This window comes from Paenibacillus sp. fava2 (genome assembly GCF_058313675.1).
In genome coordinates this window covers 2280833-2299537 of record NZ_CM177755.1, presented here as the reverse complement: position 1 = coordinate 2299537, position 18705 = coordinate 2280833, and the positions used below count along the sequence as shown (strand labels likewise).

Annotated in this window: 13 protein-coding genes; 8 read left to right on the top strand and 5 right to left on the bottom strand. The window is 54.3% G+C overall.

Features of this window, described 5'->3' with window-relative positions; genetic code table 11:
• Positions 1–24: 24 nt before the first annotated feature.
• Entirely contained in the window at positions 25–1050 is a 1026-nt protein-coding gene (locus AC4G46_RS09565; protein ID WP_491127721.1) for a dienelactone hydrolase family protein, read from the bottom strand.
• 42 nt (positions 1051–1092) lie between these two features.
• Entirely contained in the window at positions 1093–1983 is an 891-nt protein-coding gene (locus AC4G46_RS09560; protein WP_491127720.1) for a pectinesterase family protein, read from the bottom strand.
• A gap of 72 nt (positions 1984–2055) precedes the next feature.
• Here AC4G46_RS09560 and AC4G46_RS09555 point away from each other — a divergent pair, with 72 nt between their 5' ends.
• The gene (locus AC4G46_RS09555; RefSeq protein WP_491127719.1) at positions 2056–2970 is read left to right on the top strand and encodes a helix-turn-helix transcriptional regulator; all 915 of its coding nucleotides are present in this window, start codon (positions 2056–2058) and stop codon (positions 2968–2970) included.
• Here AC4G46_RS09555 and AC4G46_RS09550 read toward each other — a convergent pair.
• Complete coding sequence (locus tag AC4G46_RS09550) at positions 2953–4407, bottom strand: glycoside hydrolase family 28 protein (RefSeq protein ID WP_491127718.1); 1455 nt, start codon at positions 4405–4407, stop codon at positions 2953–2955. The two genes, AC4G46_RS09555 and AC4G46_RS09550, sit on opposite strands and share 18 nt — an antisense overlap.
• Positions 4404–5987: a glycoside hydrolase family 43 protein gene (locus AC4G46_RS09545; protein ID WP_491127717.1), complete on the bottom strand. Its 1584-nt coding sequence runs from the start codon at positions 5985–5987 to the stop codon at positions 4404–4406. Before AC4G46_RS09545 ends, AC4G46_RS09550 begins: the two co-directional genes overlap by 4 nt.
• A 201-nt stretch (positions 5988–6188) precedes the next feature.
• Between AC4G46_RS09545 and AC4G46_RS09540 the strand changes: the two genes are divergently transcribed.
• The 4 genes from AC4G46_RS09540 to AC4G46_RS09525 all read left to right on the top strand — a co-directional run bounded on the left by AC4G46_RS09540 (position 6189) and on the right by AC4G46_RS09525 (position 13103).
• The gene (locus AC4G46_RS09540; RefSeq protein WP_491127716.1) at positions 6189–8417 is read left to right on the top strand and encodes a helix-turn-helix domain-containing protein; all 2229 of its coding nucleotides are present in this window, start codon (positions 6189–6191) and stop codon (positions 8415–8417) included.
• A gap of 1120 nt (positions 8418–9537) precedes the next feature.
• Positions 9538–10518, top strand: a complete 981-nt coding sequence (locus tag AC4G46_RS09535; RefSeq protein ID WP_491127715.1) for an ABC transporter permease — start codon at positions 9538–9540, stop codon at positions 10516–10518.
• Between the two features lie 12 nt (positions 10519–10530).
• On the top strand, positions 10531–11415 hold the full coding sequence (locus AC4G46_RS09530) for a carbohydrate ABC transporter permease (protein ID WP_491127714.1): 885 nt from the start codon (positions 10531–10533) through the stop codon (positions 11413–11415).
• A gap of 134 nt (positions 11416–11549) precedes the next feature.
• Positions 11550–13103, top strand: a complete 1554-nt coding sequence (locus AC4G46_RS09525) for an ABC transporter substrate-binding protein (protein WP_491127713.1) — start codon at positions 11550–11552, stop codon at positions 13101–13103.
• 85 nt (positions 13104–13188) lie between these two features.
• Here the strand turns inward: AC4G46_RS09525 and AC4G46_RS09520 are convergent, their stop codons facing one another.
• Positions 13189–14037, bottom strand: a complete 849-nt coding sequence (locus AC4G46_RS09520) for an AraC family transcriptional regulator (RefSeq protein ID WP_491127712.1) — start codon at positions 14035–14037, stop codon at positions 13189–13191.
• A 142-nt stretch (positions 14038–14179) separates the two neighbouring features.
• Here AC4G46_RS09520 and AC4G46_RS09515 point away from each other — a divergent pair, with 142 nt between their 5' ends.
• The 3 genes from AC4G46_RS09515 (at position 14180) to AC4G46_RS09505 (ending at position 18699) form a co-directional block, all read left to right on the top strand.
• Positions 14180–15928 carry a glycoside hydrolase family 2 protein gene (locus AC4G46_RS09515; protein ID WP_491127711.1) on the top strand — a complete coding sequence of 583 codons (1749 nt, stop codon included), beginning with the start codon at positions 14180–14182 and terminating at the stop codon, positions 15926–15928.
• A 123-nt stretch (positions 15929–16051) separates the two neighbouring features.
• Positions 16052–17662 (top strand): extracellular solute-binding protein, encoded by a 1611-nt coding sequence (locus AC4G46_RS09510; protein WP_491127710.1) that lies wholly within the window; start codon positions 16052–16054, stop codon positions 17660–17662.
• A 98-nt stretch (positions 17663–17760) separates the two neighbouring features.
• The gene (locus tag AC4G46_RS09505; protein WP_491128836.1) at positions 17761–18699 is read left to right on the top strand and encodes an ABC transporter permease; all 939 of its coding nucleotides are present in this window, start codon (positions 17761–17763) and stop codon (positions 18697–18699) included.
• The last annotated feature ends 6 nt before the right edge of the window (positions 18700–18705 follow it).

Genomic DNA, 18705 nt, shown 5'->3' with positions numbered 1-18705 from the left:
CTGTCGTTTATCTTGCATATCAAGTCAATCGGCTAGCTGCCCGCGCAGCCAGGCAAATGCCGGTCCGCCGTGAATCTCATGCCCGCCCGGGAAAAAGTCCGCAACGGCCTGCCCCGCATGGCCCGCCGCGCTGTAAATCTCCTGCAGTCTGGCTAACGCCAGCGACGCGCCTTCCGGACCGAACAGCGGATCGGCAGCGCCCGACTCCAGAAACAGTCCGCGCGGCGCGATGAGGCCGAGCAGATCCGGCATTTCAGCTTCCAGTAAAATCTCCGGAATGTAGTTATCCAGGCAGTGGTTCCGGGAGAGAATACTGGCTGCGAATGTATTGGCATAGCCGCTGACTACCGCGCAGGCGATCCGTTCATCGAGCGCCGCTGTGAACCCGGCTACCAGTCCGCCGCCGGAAATGCCCATAATGCCGGCCCGCCCGTGCCGCACCTCTTCGCGGGTCTGTAGGTAATCCACTACCCGCATCGTCTCATAGATGCGGTATCCCGCCATCGTCTGCCCGGCCATTAACAGCGCCGCGGACAGGCGGAAGCAGGAGTTTTTGCCCGGCTCGCCGCTTGCACGGTCTTCAGCCAGCCGCCGGTCACCGAAGCCAAGCACCTCCGGCGCAGCAACAACGAATCCCTCTTTGACCAGGGATACGGCAAAATCCTTATGCAGCCCAGGGTCACTTTGCCGCTCTGAACCGTCCGGATTCAGGCCGCTAATCTCCCGGCTGCCGTAGCCGTGCCCGTGCACGGCGATAACGGCAGGCGCAGGCGAAGCTGAAGCCTGCTCTGGAATCAGCAGGTATAGCGGCATCCGCAGTCCTTCATAGGTCGTAATCTCGATCCGCTCCCGGACATACCCGGAGCAGGCAACACGCTCCAGCAGTACGGGCTGAAGCTCGGCATGCCGCTCCGGGAATCCGCCCAGCTTCTCCGTGAAGGCAGCGGCAAGGCCAGATCTCCACTGGCTAAACGGGACATTCCCGCGGTAAGCCGAGCTGCGGGGCGCAGAATCCGTCAGCATGTTCATATATTGCTGCAATTTATCCATGCGTTGTCCGCCTCCTCAATTCAGCCTGCATTAAGCAGGTGCTTAATACCCTTCCGGATGCCAGCCGCCGAGCACGTTCAGCACCCTGTATTCAGCTGCTTCTTCGGCACTCAGCTGCCGGGACCAGGATACTCTTGCCTCAGAATTGGCTCCCGGGCCGCTGCTGGCATATTCCTCATAACGGCTTGTTGTTTCCCGCTCCGGCTGCCCCCAGTTGTGCCACCCTTCCGGGGTAACAGAAGCATCCATAGCGGTGCGGATAAAGGCCACATGGGCAAAGTCCCGCCAAGGCCGTCCCAGATACACCTCACTTACTCCCTCGCCACCGGTAATCCGGCAATCAAGGAACACATAGCCGAACCGCGTGTTTTCCGGAGTGGAAGCTGCTGTAATGTAGCCTCTGGAACGCTTGTTGTGCAGCTCGCAGCGGTCGAACAAAGCGGTGGCCGCGCCGAAAATATAATCCACATCGCCCTCAATGTAGCAATTGTCGTAATACTGTCTGCCTTGGCCGGTATAAAGGGTGTCCTGGTCGCCAAGCAGGCGGACACGCCGGAAGACGGCCTGGTCTGCGTCGATAAAAGCAGCTACCGCCTGGCCCGTACCCGGACCGGAGGCGTTACGGACGGTCAGGTTCTCGGCCGTGAAGCCTGCGGCGAACACATTTAGTGTGCCCGACCGGAATGTGCCTAGCGGCTCTCCGTCCGGGCCGGGTGTATGCGCATTATCCGACCAGCTGAGGATCGTGGAATGCGGATCTTCGCCAAGCAGCAGAATAGGCGGCAGATGCTGCCCTACGATGATTTTTTCTTCATAGACACCGGGCTTAATGCGGATGGTGACCGCAGCGCTGTGCTCCGGCGGAATGGAATCCAGCGCCTCCTGCAGGCTGCTGAACGCTTCAGTGCTATTTTTGGAAACGGTAATAAGCATGTGCGGCTCCTTTCATAACCACCTGAATGTATTCTATAATAGCCGTATCGGCCTGTAGAAAAGAGGAGACTAATGAACAGCGTAAGCAGCCCTAATCCCAAATATCATATTGCAGACGGGCGCTGCAGCATTCAGCATATGAAGCGCAAGGGCATTACCGCCATGCCGCGTCCGCACAGCCATGAACTAACGGAGCTGTATTATCTGCTGGAGGGGGAGCGCGTCTACTTTGTCGATGACAGGGTGATTACGGTTCACAAAGGTGAGCTGATTCTCATCCCCGGCAACGAGCTTCATGCTACAGCCAGCTCCGAAATCGCCGAGTTTGAGCGGATTCTGATCAATTACGACCCGGCACTGCTGCCGCCGGCACTGCGCAGCAGTGCGCAATGGTTCAGCAGCCGCGGCTACCGCCTGTTCAGGCTGACACTGCGTGAGCAGGACGAGGCGGCAAGCCTGCTGAACCGGATGCTGGAGGAATGCCGGCTGCAGCGGCCTTTTTATGAAACGTCGATCCTTACGCTGCTGACTGAGCTGATGATTCTGCTGCAGCGTTCCGAGACTACCTCACAAGCCGGGGCAACCAAACATCCGCTCCATCAGCTGGTAACAGAAGTCGCCACCTATATCCGCGATCATTACCGGGAGTCACTGACGCTTGAGCAGACTGCAACGCATTTTTTCATCAGCCCCTCTTATTTAAGCAGGGTCTTCCACCGCCTGACGGGCTTTCATTTCCGCGAGTACATCGTGCATATCCGGGTCAGGGAAGCAGAGCGGCTGCTGGCTGGCTCTGCCGGTAAAATCCAGGAAATCGCCTCGGCAGTCGGCTTCGAGCATCTCTCCCACTTCAATAAGACGTTTAAAAAATCAACCGGGCTGACACCGCTTCAGTACCGGAAGGAAGCCAAGGCCCGGCCGGCCTCGGGCTCACGGAGTACCCGGGAGACCGCAGACGGTGACATCATCTTAACTCCGGGCGAGTAACAGCTCATCTGAATTCGTAATGGTGACATTGCTGCATTTCGTAATCTGTAACCCCGGCAGCTGAGCAGTCTGCAGCCTGATCCCATCAAGCTTCAGCCCGTCGGCATTGCGTAAAATAATGCCCTGCTCACTGTCCGCCCGCAGGTTCTCAACAGTGAGCCCGGCCAGCGGCAGCTCAGGCAGCCCGTTCACCAGCAGTGCGGTATTCGCTCCCTGGCAGACGATATTGCGCAAGGTAATATCCTTGAACTGCGGCGTTTCTTCGGTTACGGGCAGCAGCTGCTCATCATGTCCCTCCGAGCCCTCGACGCCCGCGTAGAACATGTGGAAGGAAACAGCCTCATGAATAATGCCGCTCATAGTGATGTTTTCCATTACGATATCCTCGACGACCCCGCCCCGGCCTCTGGCGCTTTTGAATCTGAGGCCAATGTCCGTTCCGATGAACAGGCAGTCATTGACCCGGACGGCATGTACGCCGCCGGACATTTCGCTGCCGATGACCACGCCGCCATGCCCGTGATACACGGTGCAGTGGCGGATCGTAATATACCGGCAGGGTTTGCCCAGCCTGCGCCCCTCTTCATCCTTGCCTGATTTCAGGCAGATCGCGTCATCCCCGACATCGAAGCTGCAGTGTTCAACAAGCGCATGACTGCAGGATTCCAGATCAATGCCGTCCCCGTTCTGCGAATACCAGGGATTGCGGACCTGGACATTCCGTACCGTAATCTGTTCACAGGCCATCGGATGCAGACACCACGCAGGCGAGTTCTGGAAGGTCGGCCCGTCCAGCAGTACTCTGCTGCAGTTCCGCAGGCTGAGCAGTGTCGGGCGCAGATAGTCACGTACCGGCAGATACGCTTCCATAGCGGTCTCCCCGCTCTCCTGCAGCTTGCGGACATAGGCCTCGCCCTCCAGCGCTGCACAGGACGGCCACCAGATCTCCCCGTCCTCATCCACAACTCCGCCGGAGCCGGTCAGCTTCTTCCACTGCTGCTCTGTCATTTTGAACCGCTTTACCGGACGCCAGCCTTCACCGCTGCCGTCAAAAACTCCCTCGCCTGTAATGGCTACATCGCTTAATCCGTCACCGTCCAGCGGTGCCTGGCAGCGCCAGCCGGAATTGCCTTCATAAAAGGACGGCTGCAGCGGATACAACGAGGAGTCGGACACAAACTTCACCATCGCTCCCCGCTCAGCGTGCAGATTAATCCGGCTGTGCAGGGTCAGCGGTCCGGTACGCCAGAGGCCCGGAGGAATGATAACCGTTCCGCCACCCGCCTCAGCACAAGCATCCAATGCACCCTGGATTGCGGAGGTACAAAGGGACAGTCCGCCTGCCTCAGCCCCGTAGTTGGTAATTTCAAAGGTCCGCTCCGGAATCTGCGGAAGCTCGGGCAGCGGATAAGCCTCTCTGCTCTCATTAACACTCATCTTATGGTCTCCCCCTGTTCAAGCCCTTCATAGCTGAACCAGTCGAAATCTGCGTAATTGCCGCTTTCTGCGCCTTGCGAGCAGGCATACATGCCGATGTATGCCCCGGTAAACCCTCCGGCCAGATCGGTGCTCAGCACGGTTCCGTCCGCTTTTTCATGCAGCGCTGTCCACTTGTCAGCCTCGGATATTCTGTAAAAAAAGCTGTATTCCTGTCCCTTTGCCTGGACCTTAAACTGCACTTTATTTCCTGAATACGGCTTCGACGCGAGCAGCTGCTCACTTCCGCCGCGCCGCTCAATCAGGCGCAGCACCTGCTCACCGGCATCCAGTCCCAGCTCATAGCGGAAGTGGTAATTTTCATTCTGCAGCAGCACAAGTCCTGCAGCTTCACCCTCCTGTGCGGGACTAAAGGTCATCTCCGCCGCAGCCCGGAAGCTGAGATGCTGCTGTCTTCTTCCAACAAAAGAAGGATTGGCTACCTCCGACAGCTTTTCCGGCTTCAGATGCAGACGCAGATGTCCCGGGTTCTCGGTAAGGCTCCAGAATTCACCGCGCGGTGTCCGCAGGAAGTTCCAGCTCAGGCCCAGCTCACCGCTTGCAAAATCATCGCGCGCCGGCAGCTCCGGCCATTTCGTCTCCGGCAGATCCGGTGCGGCGGACTCGAATTCCAGCACGCCTTTGCCGGGATTCACTACAGGCCACTCATTCTCCCAGACTACCGGAGTAAGGAAGGTTTCGCGGCCCAGGTTGCGGTAATAGCCGCCGCAGGTGCGTGAAGCCAGACAGAACATCCACCAGTCGCCATGCTGGGTCTCAACCAGCTCGCCGTGGCCGACGTTGACGATCGGGTATTGCCGGCCGAGATGCCGGTGGGTCAGAATCGGATTGGCTTTGTGTCCTTCATAAGGTCCGGTTACGTTTTTACTTCTGGCGATCGTAATCGCATGGGTATGCCCGGTACCGCCTTCGGCAATCAGCACATAATACCAGCTGCCGATCCTGTAGATATGCGGACCCTCCTGGGCGTGGGCCACTTTAAGCGACCCTTGCCAGATGCTGATTTTGGGTCCGACCAGCCTGCCTGCCTCAAGATCAATCTCCTGCAGCCAGATATCCATATGCTTCGGATAATCCTGCCCTTCAGGCGGAACACGGTTACCGGTGTAGTACACCTTGCCGTCTTCATCGAAGAACAGCGAGGAATCAATCCCCGGAGCATCCTCCAGCCAGACCGGATCGGACCAGTCTCCGGCAGGATCAGTGGCGGTGACATAGAAGTTATGCTGGTTTTTGTCATTGTCTACATAGGTCGTAATCATATAAAAGATTCCCTGGTGATAGCGCAGCGTCGGCGCCCAGATGCCCATGGAGGGAATCGTATGGTCGAGATTCAGCTGTGACGGCCGGTCAAGCACATGCCCAAGCTGCCGCCAGTTGACCAAATCCTTACTGTGAAAAATCGGAACGCCGGGAAAAAATTCAAAGCTGGAAGTAACCAGATAATAATCCTCACCGACACGGATAGCGGATGGATCAGGATAGAAACCCGGCAGGACCGGATTGCGGAATGTTCTCAATACAAGAAGCCTCCTTAAAAGCGGTAGTATGTAAGCACCACCAATTATAGTTCGCATGAATACAACTTTCTTGCATTTTCCATGCTCTCTTTCTCCATTTTTATACTTTCATGCTCTAAATCCGCTTTTTCACTGCTTGTCAGAAGCCGATATGTCACCATAGAATGGGGGTAGCAGGTTTTACACAAAGGGGCGATTTGTTTGGGAAAACGAAAGCGATTGTACACCCGTTTCTTTATAAGCCTGACCACAATATCCGTCTGCTGCATTCTTGTGCTGGCGGTGGTCATCTTTTTCTGGTACCGGAATATATCGATAGCGAATGTCAACAAAGCCAACCGGAATGTGCTGCTCAATACTGAAACCGTATTCATGAACTATAAGGAGATCGTCCAGAATTACACGATGGATTTCTATGCCAATCCAAACATTAATGCGCTGATGCTAAGCGGCGATACAGGCTGGAGCGACCAGCTCTACAGTGCCTTGAGCCAGATTAAGGGTGCGCTGGTGGTCAACCAGTATTTGGAGAACGCTTATATTTTCGGAGTGGATGAGCCGGTTGCGATGTTTGAAAATATGCCGCTGAGTCCCGAATCCAAGCTGCAGCTGGCGGAGCGGATGCGGGATAGCCGGATTGTCGAATCTCCGTTTCTATGGGATGCTGCCCAGAACAATGGCGCTCCTGTAAAGCTGATGACGGTTTTCTATAATGACCGGGCGTTTGCGGACAGTGAATATTACGGGGCTGTTGCTTTAACTGTGAATTTGTCCAAGCTGCAGAACAATCTTTTTACACAGGCTGAAGGAGAAACGACACGTTATGCTGTGCTGGATGACAACGGTACTGTACTTATGCACAGTGCGCTTTCCGGCCATCCGCTGGAATCCGGGATGCTGGAGCAGATCGTGAAGTCTTCTCCCGGACAAGGCTCCTTTGTCTATAGGGGAGGCGGCGAGCCCCGGCTGGTTACCTTTGTCTATTCCCTGCAGGATAAGCTGTGGTTTATATCGGACACTCCCTATAAAGACAGTATCCGGGATATCTCCAGTGCCCGTAATCTGATGATTACGCTGTGCCTCGGCCTCATTGCGGCAGCAGCAATAGTCTCCGGCCTGATCTCACGCCGGATGTACCAGCCGATCGGCCGTCTGTTCGGCAACATCCTCCACCTGTCCGGCAATGAGGAAGCGCTGAAGACCGGCAGCGATTTTGCGGCGGCCAGCCAGGAGCTGGAGCTAATCGGAGCACGGCTGAACCAGCTCAAAAAGGAAAGCGACGACAGCTCCCTGATGCGCTGGCTGCTCTCCCCCCGCAGGGCTCCGGACGAGTCGCTCAACCCCAATATGAGCCTGGGCGCAGCCGGTGGTGCATACTGCGTCTGCGTACTGGCCGTGCTGGAGGAGGCTCCGGCTGCCGGGCTGCAGCAGATTTGCGGCGCAGCGGTAGAACAGATCCGCACGGAATTCTCCGGACTGGCCGCTGTGCAGGCCTTCCACCCGCATGAAGGATCGGCCGTCCTGATCCTAAGCGAGCTGCACAGCGGAAGTCTAGGAGACTATGCCCAGTATAGGGATAATTGGGAGACTCTGGCGGCCCGGCTCACCCGACCCGGAGTCCGCTGCGTGCTTGGAATCAGCGGATTGGCGGAGGACCTCAGCCTCCTGAAGCCCAAATACAATGAAGCGGCTAACGGCCTCCAATACGCCAAGTTTCAGGAACAGCGGAACATCATTTTTGCCGATGATACGGTCCACCTGAACAGCAGCCCGGTTCCTGACAGCACACTTGAACCGGTGCTGCAGGCGGTCCGGCTGCCGGAGCAGCGCAGCCATATCCCGCAGGCTGTGGAACGTCTGCTTGCCGTAGTGACCAGCTACCGGATAGAACAGGCTACCATCGCCGTTTCGAGGCTTGTCCTGGAGCTGGAACGTACTGCCGGACTGGGCAGCGATATCCGGCACTCCGGCTTTCTGGATCATTACCAGGTCATCTGGCAGATCCAGAGCTACGAGAAGCTGCGCGGCTGGCTGGAGGAATGCTGCTATACTGCGACCGGACGGATCGACGGCATGAGCGCAGTGCAGTCCCGGAGTATCGCGGCTGAAGCCATCTGCTATATCAGGGAGCATTACAACGATCCCGGGCTGTCGCTTAACTCGCTTGCCGAGAAGCTGTCACTCAGCCCTGCTTACCTCAGCCGGCTGATCGCCGATGAAGTGGGCAGCAGCTTCCCCGACTTCGTCAACCAGATCCGGCTGGAGCAGGCACAGCTGCTGCTGGTGAATGAGCTCGCGCTGGACATCCGGCAAATCGCCGAACAGGTCGGCTACAACAGCAGCACCTATTTCACCACCCAATTCAAAAAACGCTACGGGGTAACCCCGTCCAAATGGCGGATGAACCACATTCTGCAGTCGCATGGATAGCAGATTAGCTGGGATAGCACCGTTAGGCGCAAATAGTCGGTTAGTAAGGACAGCACGTGTAGCGTGGACAGCACATATAGAACCAATACCACCTATAGCACCTATAGCACCGTTTGCGCCAATGGCACCAATAGCACCAGTAACACCAGTAGCACCAGTAGCACATATAGAACCAATAGTACCTATAGCACCAATAGCATCAATAGCACCGTTAAACGTATCACTTCACGCTACAACAACTACAATGATAAAGGGGATGCTTCCTCAGCTGTAGGCTGTCAGGAGGCATCCCCTTTTGCAGAAGTAACATGAGCCACAATGGAAACAGCCGCTCTTCCTGAAGCTGACCTTCCAGTACCTAAGTGGATTTTCGCTACTTAAATTTGTCCTTTTCCGGCTTTTACAATCATTAGTTGGAAAAAGCACACTTAATTGCGGCCATAAAGCGTAATTGAGATGATTCCGGAGAAATTAAGTGACGTTTTTCCACTTAGTTTCTTTATTCCTGGATTTATCGAACAATTAGATAGCATATTTCCACTTAGTCCAACCGGTGAATGCATAACAAGGGGACGCTATATCCGGCAAGCTTCTTGTACTCGGCAAAGCTAATCCCATCAACCACTCCGCAATCATCAATCATCAATCACCAATCACCAATCACCAATCACCAATCACCATCAACCACACCGCAATCACCCATCACCAATCATGCCGTGTTATCCGCAAAACAGCCCCCAAACGCCCCTTTTAAGCCCAAAAAGCAGAAAACTGAAGCCTTTTACGTTTTTTTAAGCCCGCAGATTCCGCTTTTTTTAACTTTTTTCCGTTTATTTTGATAGCGTTTACATTTGTCTGCGATTTATGCTTTGCCATGTAAAGCGTGCTGCCAAGGCACGGAAAAAATACCGCTACACAAGCTGGCTTACAAATGAAATGTACAGGCGGCAGCAACAAAAGGGAAGCCTGGAACTGCAAGGAGCGTAGCATCCGCCTTTAAGGTTTGGATTTCTACCGCAAACAGCGGCCGGAAGTCTAAAACTCCCTGCAGCTTACGCCCCTGCGCCGGCCAAGTAAACAGAAGTCAGCTTGTTTTAGCGGCACAAAGGAGTGACTGTTAATGATCCAAGAGGCTGCACCCGGAACACCGGTACGGCAGAGCCCGGTCCCCAAGACTTCCCGTATCGGAAGCCTCCGCAAATCGCTGAAGCGGGACAGCTCGCTGTATCTGCTTGCCCTGCCGGGCATCATTATTCTGATCCTGTTCGCCTACCTGCCGATGAGCGGCCTGATTCTCGTCTTCAAAAACTACAACTATAATGACGGGATTTTCGGCAGCCCGTGGGCGGGCTTCTCCAACTTCGAGTTTTTCTTCTCCAGTATGGAGGATGCTCTGCGTGCAACACGCAACACCGTAATGTTAAATGTGCTTTATATGCTGACCGGCACCTTCTGCTCCGTGGCGATCGCCGTCATTCTGAACGAGCTGCGCAGCAAGTGGTTTATCAAGGTAACGCAGAGCGTGATGTTTTTCCCGTATTTTATCTCTTGGATTATTATCGGGGCGATCCTCTTCTCCCTGTTGGATTATGACAAAGGGATTCTGAACCAGCTGCTTCAGGCGCTTGGGGTCAGCCAAATGGACTGGTATTCCAGCCCGTGGCTGTTCGTGATCATTCTGGTGCTGGCGAATATCTGGAAAAGCGCCGGATACGGCGCCATCATCTACTATGCCGTGCTGCAGGGGATCGATACCTCCTACTATGAGGCGGCCAAGATCGACGGGGCTTCCCGGTGGCAGATCATCACCAAAATCACCGTTCCGATGCTGATTCCGTCCATCATTCTGATGACCCTGCTCGGAATCGGCGGGATGCTGAAGGGCGATCTGAGCATGATTATGGGTGTCACCTTCCTTAACCCGCTGCTGCTGCCGACTACGGACATCATCGACGTCTATGTGTACCGCACAGCCATACGGTCCGGGGAATTCGGCTTCGCTTCAGCCATTACGCTCTACCAGTCCGTCTTCGGCTTCATTCTGGTGCTGCTGGCCAACAAGCTGGCGGGCTGGTATGACAAAGACAGCAAACTATTCTAGGAGGCCAGAATCATGCCCGCTACTGAAAATAAAGGCCTGCTCGTTTTCTTTTACATCTGCATAGCTGTATTCTCGGTCATCTGCCTTGTACCGTTTGTGCTGGCGGTGTCCGGCTCCCTCTCCACGGAATCGAGAATTGCCGCTGAAGGCTACTCCTTCTGGCCGCGCGGCTTCAGCCTGGAAACGTACCAGTTTCTCTTCGGCTCCAAAGCCGATCAGATCCTAAGGGCCTACTCCATGTCGCTGGTTGTAACCGTTCTCGGTACGCTTACTGCTGTGCTGGTGACCACTGCCTATGCCTACGTTATTTCTGTCAAAGGCTTCCGGCTCAAAAACATTTTCGCCTTCTTTGCCTACTTCACCATGCTGTTCAGCGGCGGAACGCTGCCGTGGTATCTGCTCAGCACCAAATATTATCATCTCGGGGATACGCTGCTCGGACTGTTCATTCCTTACGTGCTAAGTGTCTTCCTGATGTTCCTGATGGCCAACTACTTCCGCAGCATTCCGCATGAGATTGTGGAGTCGGCGCAGATAGACGGCGCGGGCCACCTGAAGATCTTTTTCAGCATTATGATTCCGCTCGGCCGGGTCGGGCTGGTCACGATCTCCCTGTTCTACGCGCTGCAGTTCTGGAACGACTTCTATCTGCCGCTGATGCTGGTAACCGACCAGGAGCTCTACACGATCCAGTATCTGATGTACAACATGATGGCCAACATCCAGTTCCTTGCTTCCGGCAACGCCGCACAGGTTGGAGGCGCGATTATCGCTCCGCCGCTTGAGACCGCCAAAATGGCCATGACCTGTCTGACCGTTCTGCCGATCGCTATTCTGTACCCGTTTCTGCAGGGCTTTTTTGTCAAAGGGATTGTGGTCGGTTCGGTCAAAGGCTGACCCCGGCACCATGCCGCCGTACGGATTGCTACAGGCCTGTGCCCCCGTGTCCCGACTTGTTGTACAATGGGTAAGGGAGCACAGCCGCTGCAATATATGCTTCATGAGTACATTCTAGTTCAGGAGGGTTCATCATGAAAAAGAAAAAAGGTTGGTTAAGTCTGCTCCTCTCCGCTGTGTTCCTGTTAAGCGCCTGCTCTCAGGGCAATAATGAAAGCGCTAACTCAGGTAACTCCGGTAATACTGGCAGCACAGGCAGTGAAGGAACAACACCTGCAGCTACAGCGGACAGCACAAACAACAGCAGCACCCTGGCACCGGCCAAACTGAAGATCGTCCTCTACGGCGACGAGTCCAACCGGATGAAAGAGCTGGCAAAGACCGAATTCTACGATGTGATCAAAAAAGAAATCAATGCCGAGGTGGAATTCCAGTTCCTGCCCTGGACCGAATACGGCGGAGGCAAAACCGACCTGATGCTCTCTACAGGTGAGGATTTTGCCACCTATACCGATACTAATTACATGGTAAAATCAGTAGCCAAAGGCTTGTACGCCGATCTTACCCCCTATGTTGAAGCTTTGACCGATCTCAGTGCTAATGTGGATGAGGCTTCTTTTACCGCCTTCCAGCTGGATGGCAAGCAGTACGCGATCCCTGTAGGCAACAAACCGAACTCCGCCGAATTTTACAGTGTGCTGGTCCGCCAGGATCTGCTGGAGGAGGCTGGCATGGCTCAGGTGACTTCCCTGGCTGAGCTTGAGACTTTTTATGATAAGGTCCATGCCGTTCATCCCGAGCTGATCGGCTACGCCGGTACGGATGCCCGCAGAATGCTGCAATACGACTTTACCGACAAGAATCTCTTTTGGCAGAATGACTTTATCGCCCTAGATGAATCTATGCAGGATGATAAGATTATCAGCTGGTTTGAATCCGAAGAATTCAAGGCCTATGCGGGCCTGATGCGGGGCTGGTATGACAAAGGCATTATTCCAAAATACGCCGCCACCAACGTGCCGCAGCTGCAGTCCGACTGGAACTCCGGCAAGGCGATGTTCTGGGCCGGAACGGCAGCCCGTCCGTTTGAAGGTGCGGCTACGATTTCCCAGGCTGTCCCTGACGCCAAGCTGGTCAACTATTTCCTCGGCACCGGCCGTCCAAAAATCAGCCGCGGAACGTACAGCACCGCCTTTTTCGTCTCCGCGGCAGCCAAGGACCCGGAACGGTATCTGATGTTCTTCAACCTGCTGCAAAAGAACCAGGAGCTGTATGACCTGTTCGCCTATGGTATTGAAGGCACTGACTACACCCTGGATGATAACGGCCGCCTGACCAAAATCAATACAGACTCACTCATCCCCGACTGGCTGCTGATGAACAAAAACTTCATCCGCTTCGACAACACCGTGCCGGATGATTTCATCGCCGAATACAAGGCATGGGATGACGGGGCAATCATCTCCAAGGGCGCAGGCTTTAACTTTGACAACACACCGGTCAAAAATGAAGAAACCAAGCTGAACGGTGTATTCACCGAGTACCTTGCACCGATCGGCAGCGGCTTCAGCGATTATGAGACTGCCTTCCCGAAAGCGCTGGAGCGCCTGAAGGCAGCGGGTATCGACAAATATATCGCCGAGTACCAGAAGCAGTTCTCGGAGTGGTACGCTAAGCAGGCGAGATAGCAGCTTGTACACAGCCCCGGTTCATTCAAGCCTGAATGAACCGGGGCTTTTGGGGTCCGCCGCCTGGTACCGCAGCCTTTCAAAGTTATATGATGAAATTCAGGCCCGGCCTGACCCGGTAATCGGTCGGCGACAGGCCGTTGCGCTTCTTGAAGGCCTTGCTGAACTGATAGACGTCGGAATAACCGCAGGCTCTGGCTATATCCCCGATGGAATCTCCAGTGAAGCGGAGCCGGCGAACCGCATGCTCGTTGCGGAGCTGGACGAGATACTCCTTGGGGCTGCATCCGTAACGGGCTGCAAAGCTTCTGCGCAGATAGACAGGAGAGTAGCCGGTCTGTCTGCACATTTCTTCAATGCGCAGCTCACCCGCAAACCCTGTATCAAGCTGCTCCTTGAAGCGGCGCAGCACCGCTGCCACATCCCCCTCACCACCCTTGCTCCCTCTTTCTTGGGCGGCTTCATGCAGCTCGGGAATCAGCCGGTACCACAGCGATTTCACGCGCGCATCGCGCACGGAATCTCCGGGCACCCATTCCTGCTCCGCTTCCCGGAAGAGCCCGCTGATCCTCCGCATCCGCTCGCCGGTCAGCGGCATAAGAAAAGGCAGCCTCAGCCTGTCGATGGATTCCGGGACAGCCCACCCCTCCTCACTTCTTTGCAGCGATGCACAATCGAACAGCAGCATGGTCATCCTCAGAGGATGGGATTCAGATGACTTCATGTACAGCGGCAATCCCGGCCAAAGATACACCACTGTGCCTGTTTCAACTTCCTGCTCCTCCTCCTCGCAACGGAAGACTCCTTTGCCGCTGTAGATGTAGTACAGCGTATGCCCGGATACGGTCTGCCGGATATCTTCCCAGCCCGGTACCGCCGGCTTGGCCAGTACCCAATGGACATGCGCGGCCAAATTCCCCAACTCGTATTCCACCCATTTCCCTCCCCACAATACATTGTATCGTTTATGATAAATGATTCAGATTGGTTTTACCATTGTCGCTGTACTCTGACCAATGCTAAACTCCCTTCATAAAGGACATCAACCTATGATGTACCTTAAATTCATATTGGGGATGATCATCTTGATTCGAACGTTTCAACAGCACCGGCTCAGGGATTGCCGCCTGCTGGACGGATTATGGGATTTCGTTTTTGATAAAGAGAATATCGGTTTAGCGGAAGGCTGGCATGAGCAGTTCCCGGCTGAATCCACTCAGATGCCAGTACCGGCATGCTGGAACAATGAGCTTGGCAAATATGAGTACGAAGGGGTAGCCTGGTACCGCACCCGGGTGACGATTGAGGAGACCAGCCATCTCCGCCTGCTGTTTCACGCCGTGCTCGGACATGCGGATGTGTACTGGGACGGCATCCATTTAGGCTACCATTACGGCGGTTATACGCCGTTCAGCTTTATCGTTCCTGATGTCCGGGCAGGCGTCCACGAGCTGGTCGTCCGCACGGACAGCCTGCTTGAACGCAAAACGATTCCGTATCATATCGTGGACTGGTTTCACTACGGAGGCATTATCCGTCCGGTAGAGCTTCAGCTCCTTCCGGATGTCTCCATCGAGAGCATGCGCATCACCTACAATATGACGGGTGATACCAGTGCCGGCATCCGGGTGGCGCTTAATCTCCGCTCCCTGTCAGACAGTCTGTCAGAAGTGCCGGTTGCCCTGTACCGTAACGGAGAGATCGTCTATACCGGAAGCGCAAGCCTTGATCCCGGCGGAAGCGCAGTATTAAACATAGAACAATCCTGGACGGAACTCCACCGCTGGGAGCCGGATAATCCCGCGCTCTACATGATCCGGGCCGTAGCAGGCCGGGATGATTTGACCGACCGCATCGGATTCCGGACCGTGGAGAAGCAGAACAAGAAGATCCTGCTGAACGGCAAAGAGCTGTATCTGCAGGGCGTGAACCGCCACGAGGAGCATCCGGAGTGGGGATTCGCTTTCCCCAACAAACTGATGACCAAAGACCTTGATATTATTCTTCAGATGGGGTGCAACACGGTGCGGGGTTCCCACTACCCCCAGAGTGAATACTGGCTTGACCTGCTGGATGAACGCGGCGTGCTCTTCTGGGGTGAGATTCCCATCTGGGGTGCCGCCTTTCCGGCAGAGGATACCGGAGATCCGGTGTTTATCCAGCGGGCATTAACGATGATGGGCGAGATGATTGAGCGGGATCTGCACCATCCCTCCATCCTGTTCTGGTCTGTCCATAATGAGATTGACACCCGCTCAAGCCAGGCCTATGACCTGTCCGTCAAGATGACAGAGCTTGTCCGGAGCAGGGATCAGTCACGGCTGGTGGCTTATGCCACGATGCATCCTATGACAGATATCTGCCTTGGCCTGTTCGACGTGATCGGTATCAACTACTATGACGGATGGTATTTCGGCCATGCAGGTTTTGCGGAGATGCTCACCACCTTCCATGAGCGCTGCAAGGCATACGGAGCAGAAGATACGCCAGTGCTCATGACCGAGTTCGGGGGAGCGGGTATACAGGGTGACTCCGGCTGGGAGCCCCGTTTATTCAGCGAGGATTACCAGGCTGAAATACTCAGCAAGGCCTTGAAGCTGTTCCGGAGTGACGGCAAAATCAGCGGCACTTACGTCTGGCAGTTTGCCGATACCAGGGCACAGCTGGAGAGCTTCCGTCCCCACTTCAGGGACCGCGCGCGCTCCTTCAATAATAAAGGGCTGGTCAATGAATACCGCAAGCCCAAGCTGGCCTACCGCATAGTCAAGGGTATTTATACCGGTTGCTCCGATCCTTATGCCTGGGGCTCAACCCTGAAATCCTAATCACATCAGGAGCCGCTCCCGAGCGGACGGCTCCTCTCTTCCAGAAATCTTCTTACGGGGCTGCTCTGCGGGATAACAGGATTTAATGATCGTCAATCCATTTAAACAGGGAGGGCATTTTCAATGTCAATGCACAGAAGAACGGGCAAGCCGGCAGCTTCGCTGGCTATGCTGGCACTGGTTATAACGGTGGTAACGGCGTGCGGCGGAGGGGGAAATGAAGGCTCAAACGGGCCGGCATCACAAAAACAGGCTGCGGCCACATCAGAAGGATCATTATCCAAGCTAACGTATTGGGTGGAATTGTTTCCGGATGCTGCCGCCATTATGAAAAGCTATGCAGAGGTTACCGCCTGGAAAGAAATCATGGCCAAAACCGGCGTTAAGGTTGAATTCCAGCACCCGGCACAAGGCCAGCTCGCAGAGCAGTTCAATCTGATGGTTGCATCCAATACGCTGCCGGATGTTGTGGATTATGGCTGGAACCTGTATCCCGGCGGAGCCCAGAAAGCAATTAGAGATAAAAAAATCATTCCTCTAAATGACTATCTAGATAATGCCCCCAACCTGAAAAAGCTGCTGGATGCCGATCCGGAATGGAGAAAAATGAGTTCTACCGATGACGGCAATATTATCGGCTTTCCGTTTATCCGTGAAGATGTCACCCAGCAGGTATTCCTGGGTCCTGCCATCCGCCAGGACTGGCTGGATAAACTAAATTTATCCTCACCGACAACCATCGACGAATGGTACACCGTTTTGAAAGCGTTTAAAGAACAGGATCCGAACGGCAACGGCCAGGCCGACGAGATTCCGATCCTGATTCCGGCGGGAGAATTGGCCTTTGCAGGGGCCTTCGGAACACCAAACGATTTTTACCAGGAGAACAATACCGTCAAATACGGCCCTATCGAACCCGGATTCAAGGATTACCTGACTACCATGAACCAATGGTACAAGGAAGGGCTGCTCGACAAGGACTTTGCCAGCACCGACAACAAAATGAGAGATGCCAAAATAACAGGCAGCCAGGTCGGCTCTGCAGTGTTGTTCCTTAACGGAGGAATCGGAAAGTATATGGATCTGATGAAGGAGACCCAGCCTGATTTCAAAATAACCGGAACGGCCTATCCGACATTAAAGCCCGGAGAAAAACCGGTATTCGGTTACAGGGATAATCCGGTTACCGGCATTTTCACCGCAATTACCGGGAGCAACAAGCACGTGGCCGAGACTGTAAAATTCCTGGATTTCCTCTACAGCGAGGAAGGAAAACGGATCATGAACTTCGGCAAGGAAGGAGAAACGTATACTATGGATGGAGACAACCCGGTGTACACGGATCTTATCCTGAAGAATCCCGACGGCCTGCCGGTTTCCCAGGCATTCAGAAAACATATCATGGGTGCCACCTCAGGCCCTTTTGTGCAGGATATCCGCCATTCGCAGCAGTATACAACCAAGCCGGAACAAAAACAGGCAATGGAGCTGTGGTCCGCCCCTACACATGAGAACAGAATGCCGCCGTCCACGATCGCTGTGGAAGACAGCAGCCGGTTCGCCTCCATCATAACTGACGTCAATACGTACAAAGATGAGATGATGCTGAAATTTATTATGGGTTCGGAGTCTCTGGAGCAGTTCGATAAATACGTCGAAACGCTCAAGGGCCTGGGCATTGAGGAAGCGATTCAGATTCAGCAGGCCGCTCTGGAACGCTACAATAACAGATAAGTTCATGAATACCCGGAATAGAAGCAGCCGGCCGCTGCTTCTATTCCGGAAACCTTTAATGGAGGGAGAACACCGTGCCCGACTTACAACAAAATGTAATGCAGCCCACAGCCGCAAAGCCTTCGGGAGGCAAATGGAATTTCATCAAACGGGATATCATCCGCAACCGCTACATTTATCTGATGCTGCTTCCCGTCGTCTCCTATTACGCTCTGTTCCATTACGGGCCGATGTACGGCCTGCTCATAGCTTTTAAAGATTATGGTATCGCGGATGGCGTCTGGAAAAGTCCATGGGTCGGTTTAGACCACTTTATAAACTTCTTCAACAACCATTATTTTTGGCGGCTGATCCGTAACACCTTATTGATCAACATTTTTCAACTGCTGATTGCCTTTCCCGCACCGATCATTCTGGCTCTCCTGCTTAATGAACTCCGCAGTGTTCTCTTTAAAAGGGTTGTACAGACCATCAGCTATCTCCCCCACTTTATTTCAATAGTAGTTGTTGTAGGGATGATCGTTGATTTCGTTGCACGCGACGGTCTGATCAACAATATTCTGGGCATGTTTGGCATAGAGCCGATCGCTTTCCTGCAGGAACCCGGCTGGTTCCGCCCGCTATATATCTCTTCCGAAGTCTGGCAGGGCATCGGCTGGGGCTCCATCATCTATCTTGCCGCCATGTCTACCATTGACCCTGCCCTGTATGATGCAGCCCGTATAGATGGGGCCGGCCGCTTCAAACAAACCTGGCATGTAACCATTCCGGGCATTATGCCGACGATTGTAATCCTGCTTATCCTCAATATAGGGTCCATGCTCTCCGTCGGAAGCGAAAAAATCATTCTCATGTATAACCCGCTGACCTATGAAACGGCCGATGTCATCTCAACCTATGTCTATAGAAAAGGGATTCTCGGAGCCGATTTCGGATATTCCGCTGCCGTAGGCTTGTTCAATTCAGTGATCAGCTTCATCCTGCTTACACTCGCCAACACCATCAGTAAACGGTTAAGCGAGCACAGGCTGTGGTAAAGGGGA

Bases quoted from the DNA above. Each gene is read 5' to 3' on its own strand.
- AC4G46_RS09565 (WP_491127721.1), bottom strand. From the start codon at position 1,050: ATGGATAAATTGCAGCAATATATGAACATGCTGACGGATTCTGCGCCC.
- AC4G46_RS09560 (WP_491127720.1), bottom strand. From the start codon at position 1,983: ATGCTTATTACCGTTTCCAAAAATAGCACTGAAGCGTTCAGCAGCCTG.
- AC4G46_RS09555 (WP_491127719.1), top strand. From the start codon at position 2,056: ATGAACAGCGTAAGCAGCCCTAATCCCAAATATCATATTGCAGACGGG.
- AC4G46_RS09550 (WP_491127718.1), bottom strand. From the start codon at position 4,407: ATGAGTGTTAATGAGAGCAGAGAGGCTTATCCGCTGCCCGAGCTTCCG.
- AC4G46_RS09535 (WP_491127715.1), top strand. From the start codon at position 9,538: ATGATCCAAGAGGCTGCACCCGGAACACCGGTACGGCAGAGCCCGGTC.
- AC4G46_RS09530 (WP_491127714.1), top strand. From the start codon at position 10,531: ATGCCCGCTACTGAAAATAAAGGCCTGCTCGTTTTCTTTTACATCTGC.
- AC4G46_RS09525 (WP_491127713.1), top strand. From the start codon at position 11,550: ATGAAAAAGAAAAAAGGTTGGTTAAGTCTGCTCCTCTCCGCTGTGTTC.
- AC4G46_RS09515 (WP_491127711.1), top strand. From the start codon at position 14,180: ATGATCATCTTGATTCGAACGTTTCAACAGCACCGGCTCAGGGATTGC.
- AC4G46_RS09510 (WP_491127710.1), top strand. From the start codon at position 16,052: ATGTCAATGCACAGAAGAACGGGCAAGCCGGCAGCTTCGCTGGCTATG.
- AC4G46_RS09505 (WP_491128836.1), top strand. From the start codon at position 17,761: ATGCAGCCCACAGCCGCAAAGCCTTCGGGAGGCAAATGGAATTTCATC.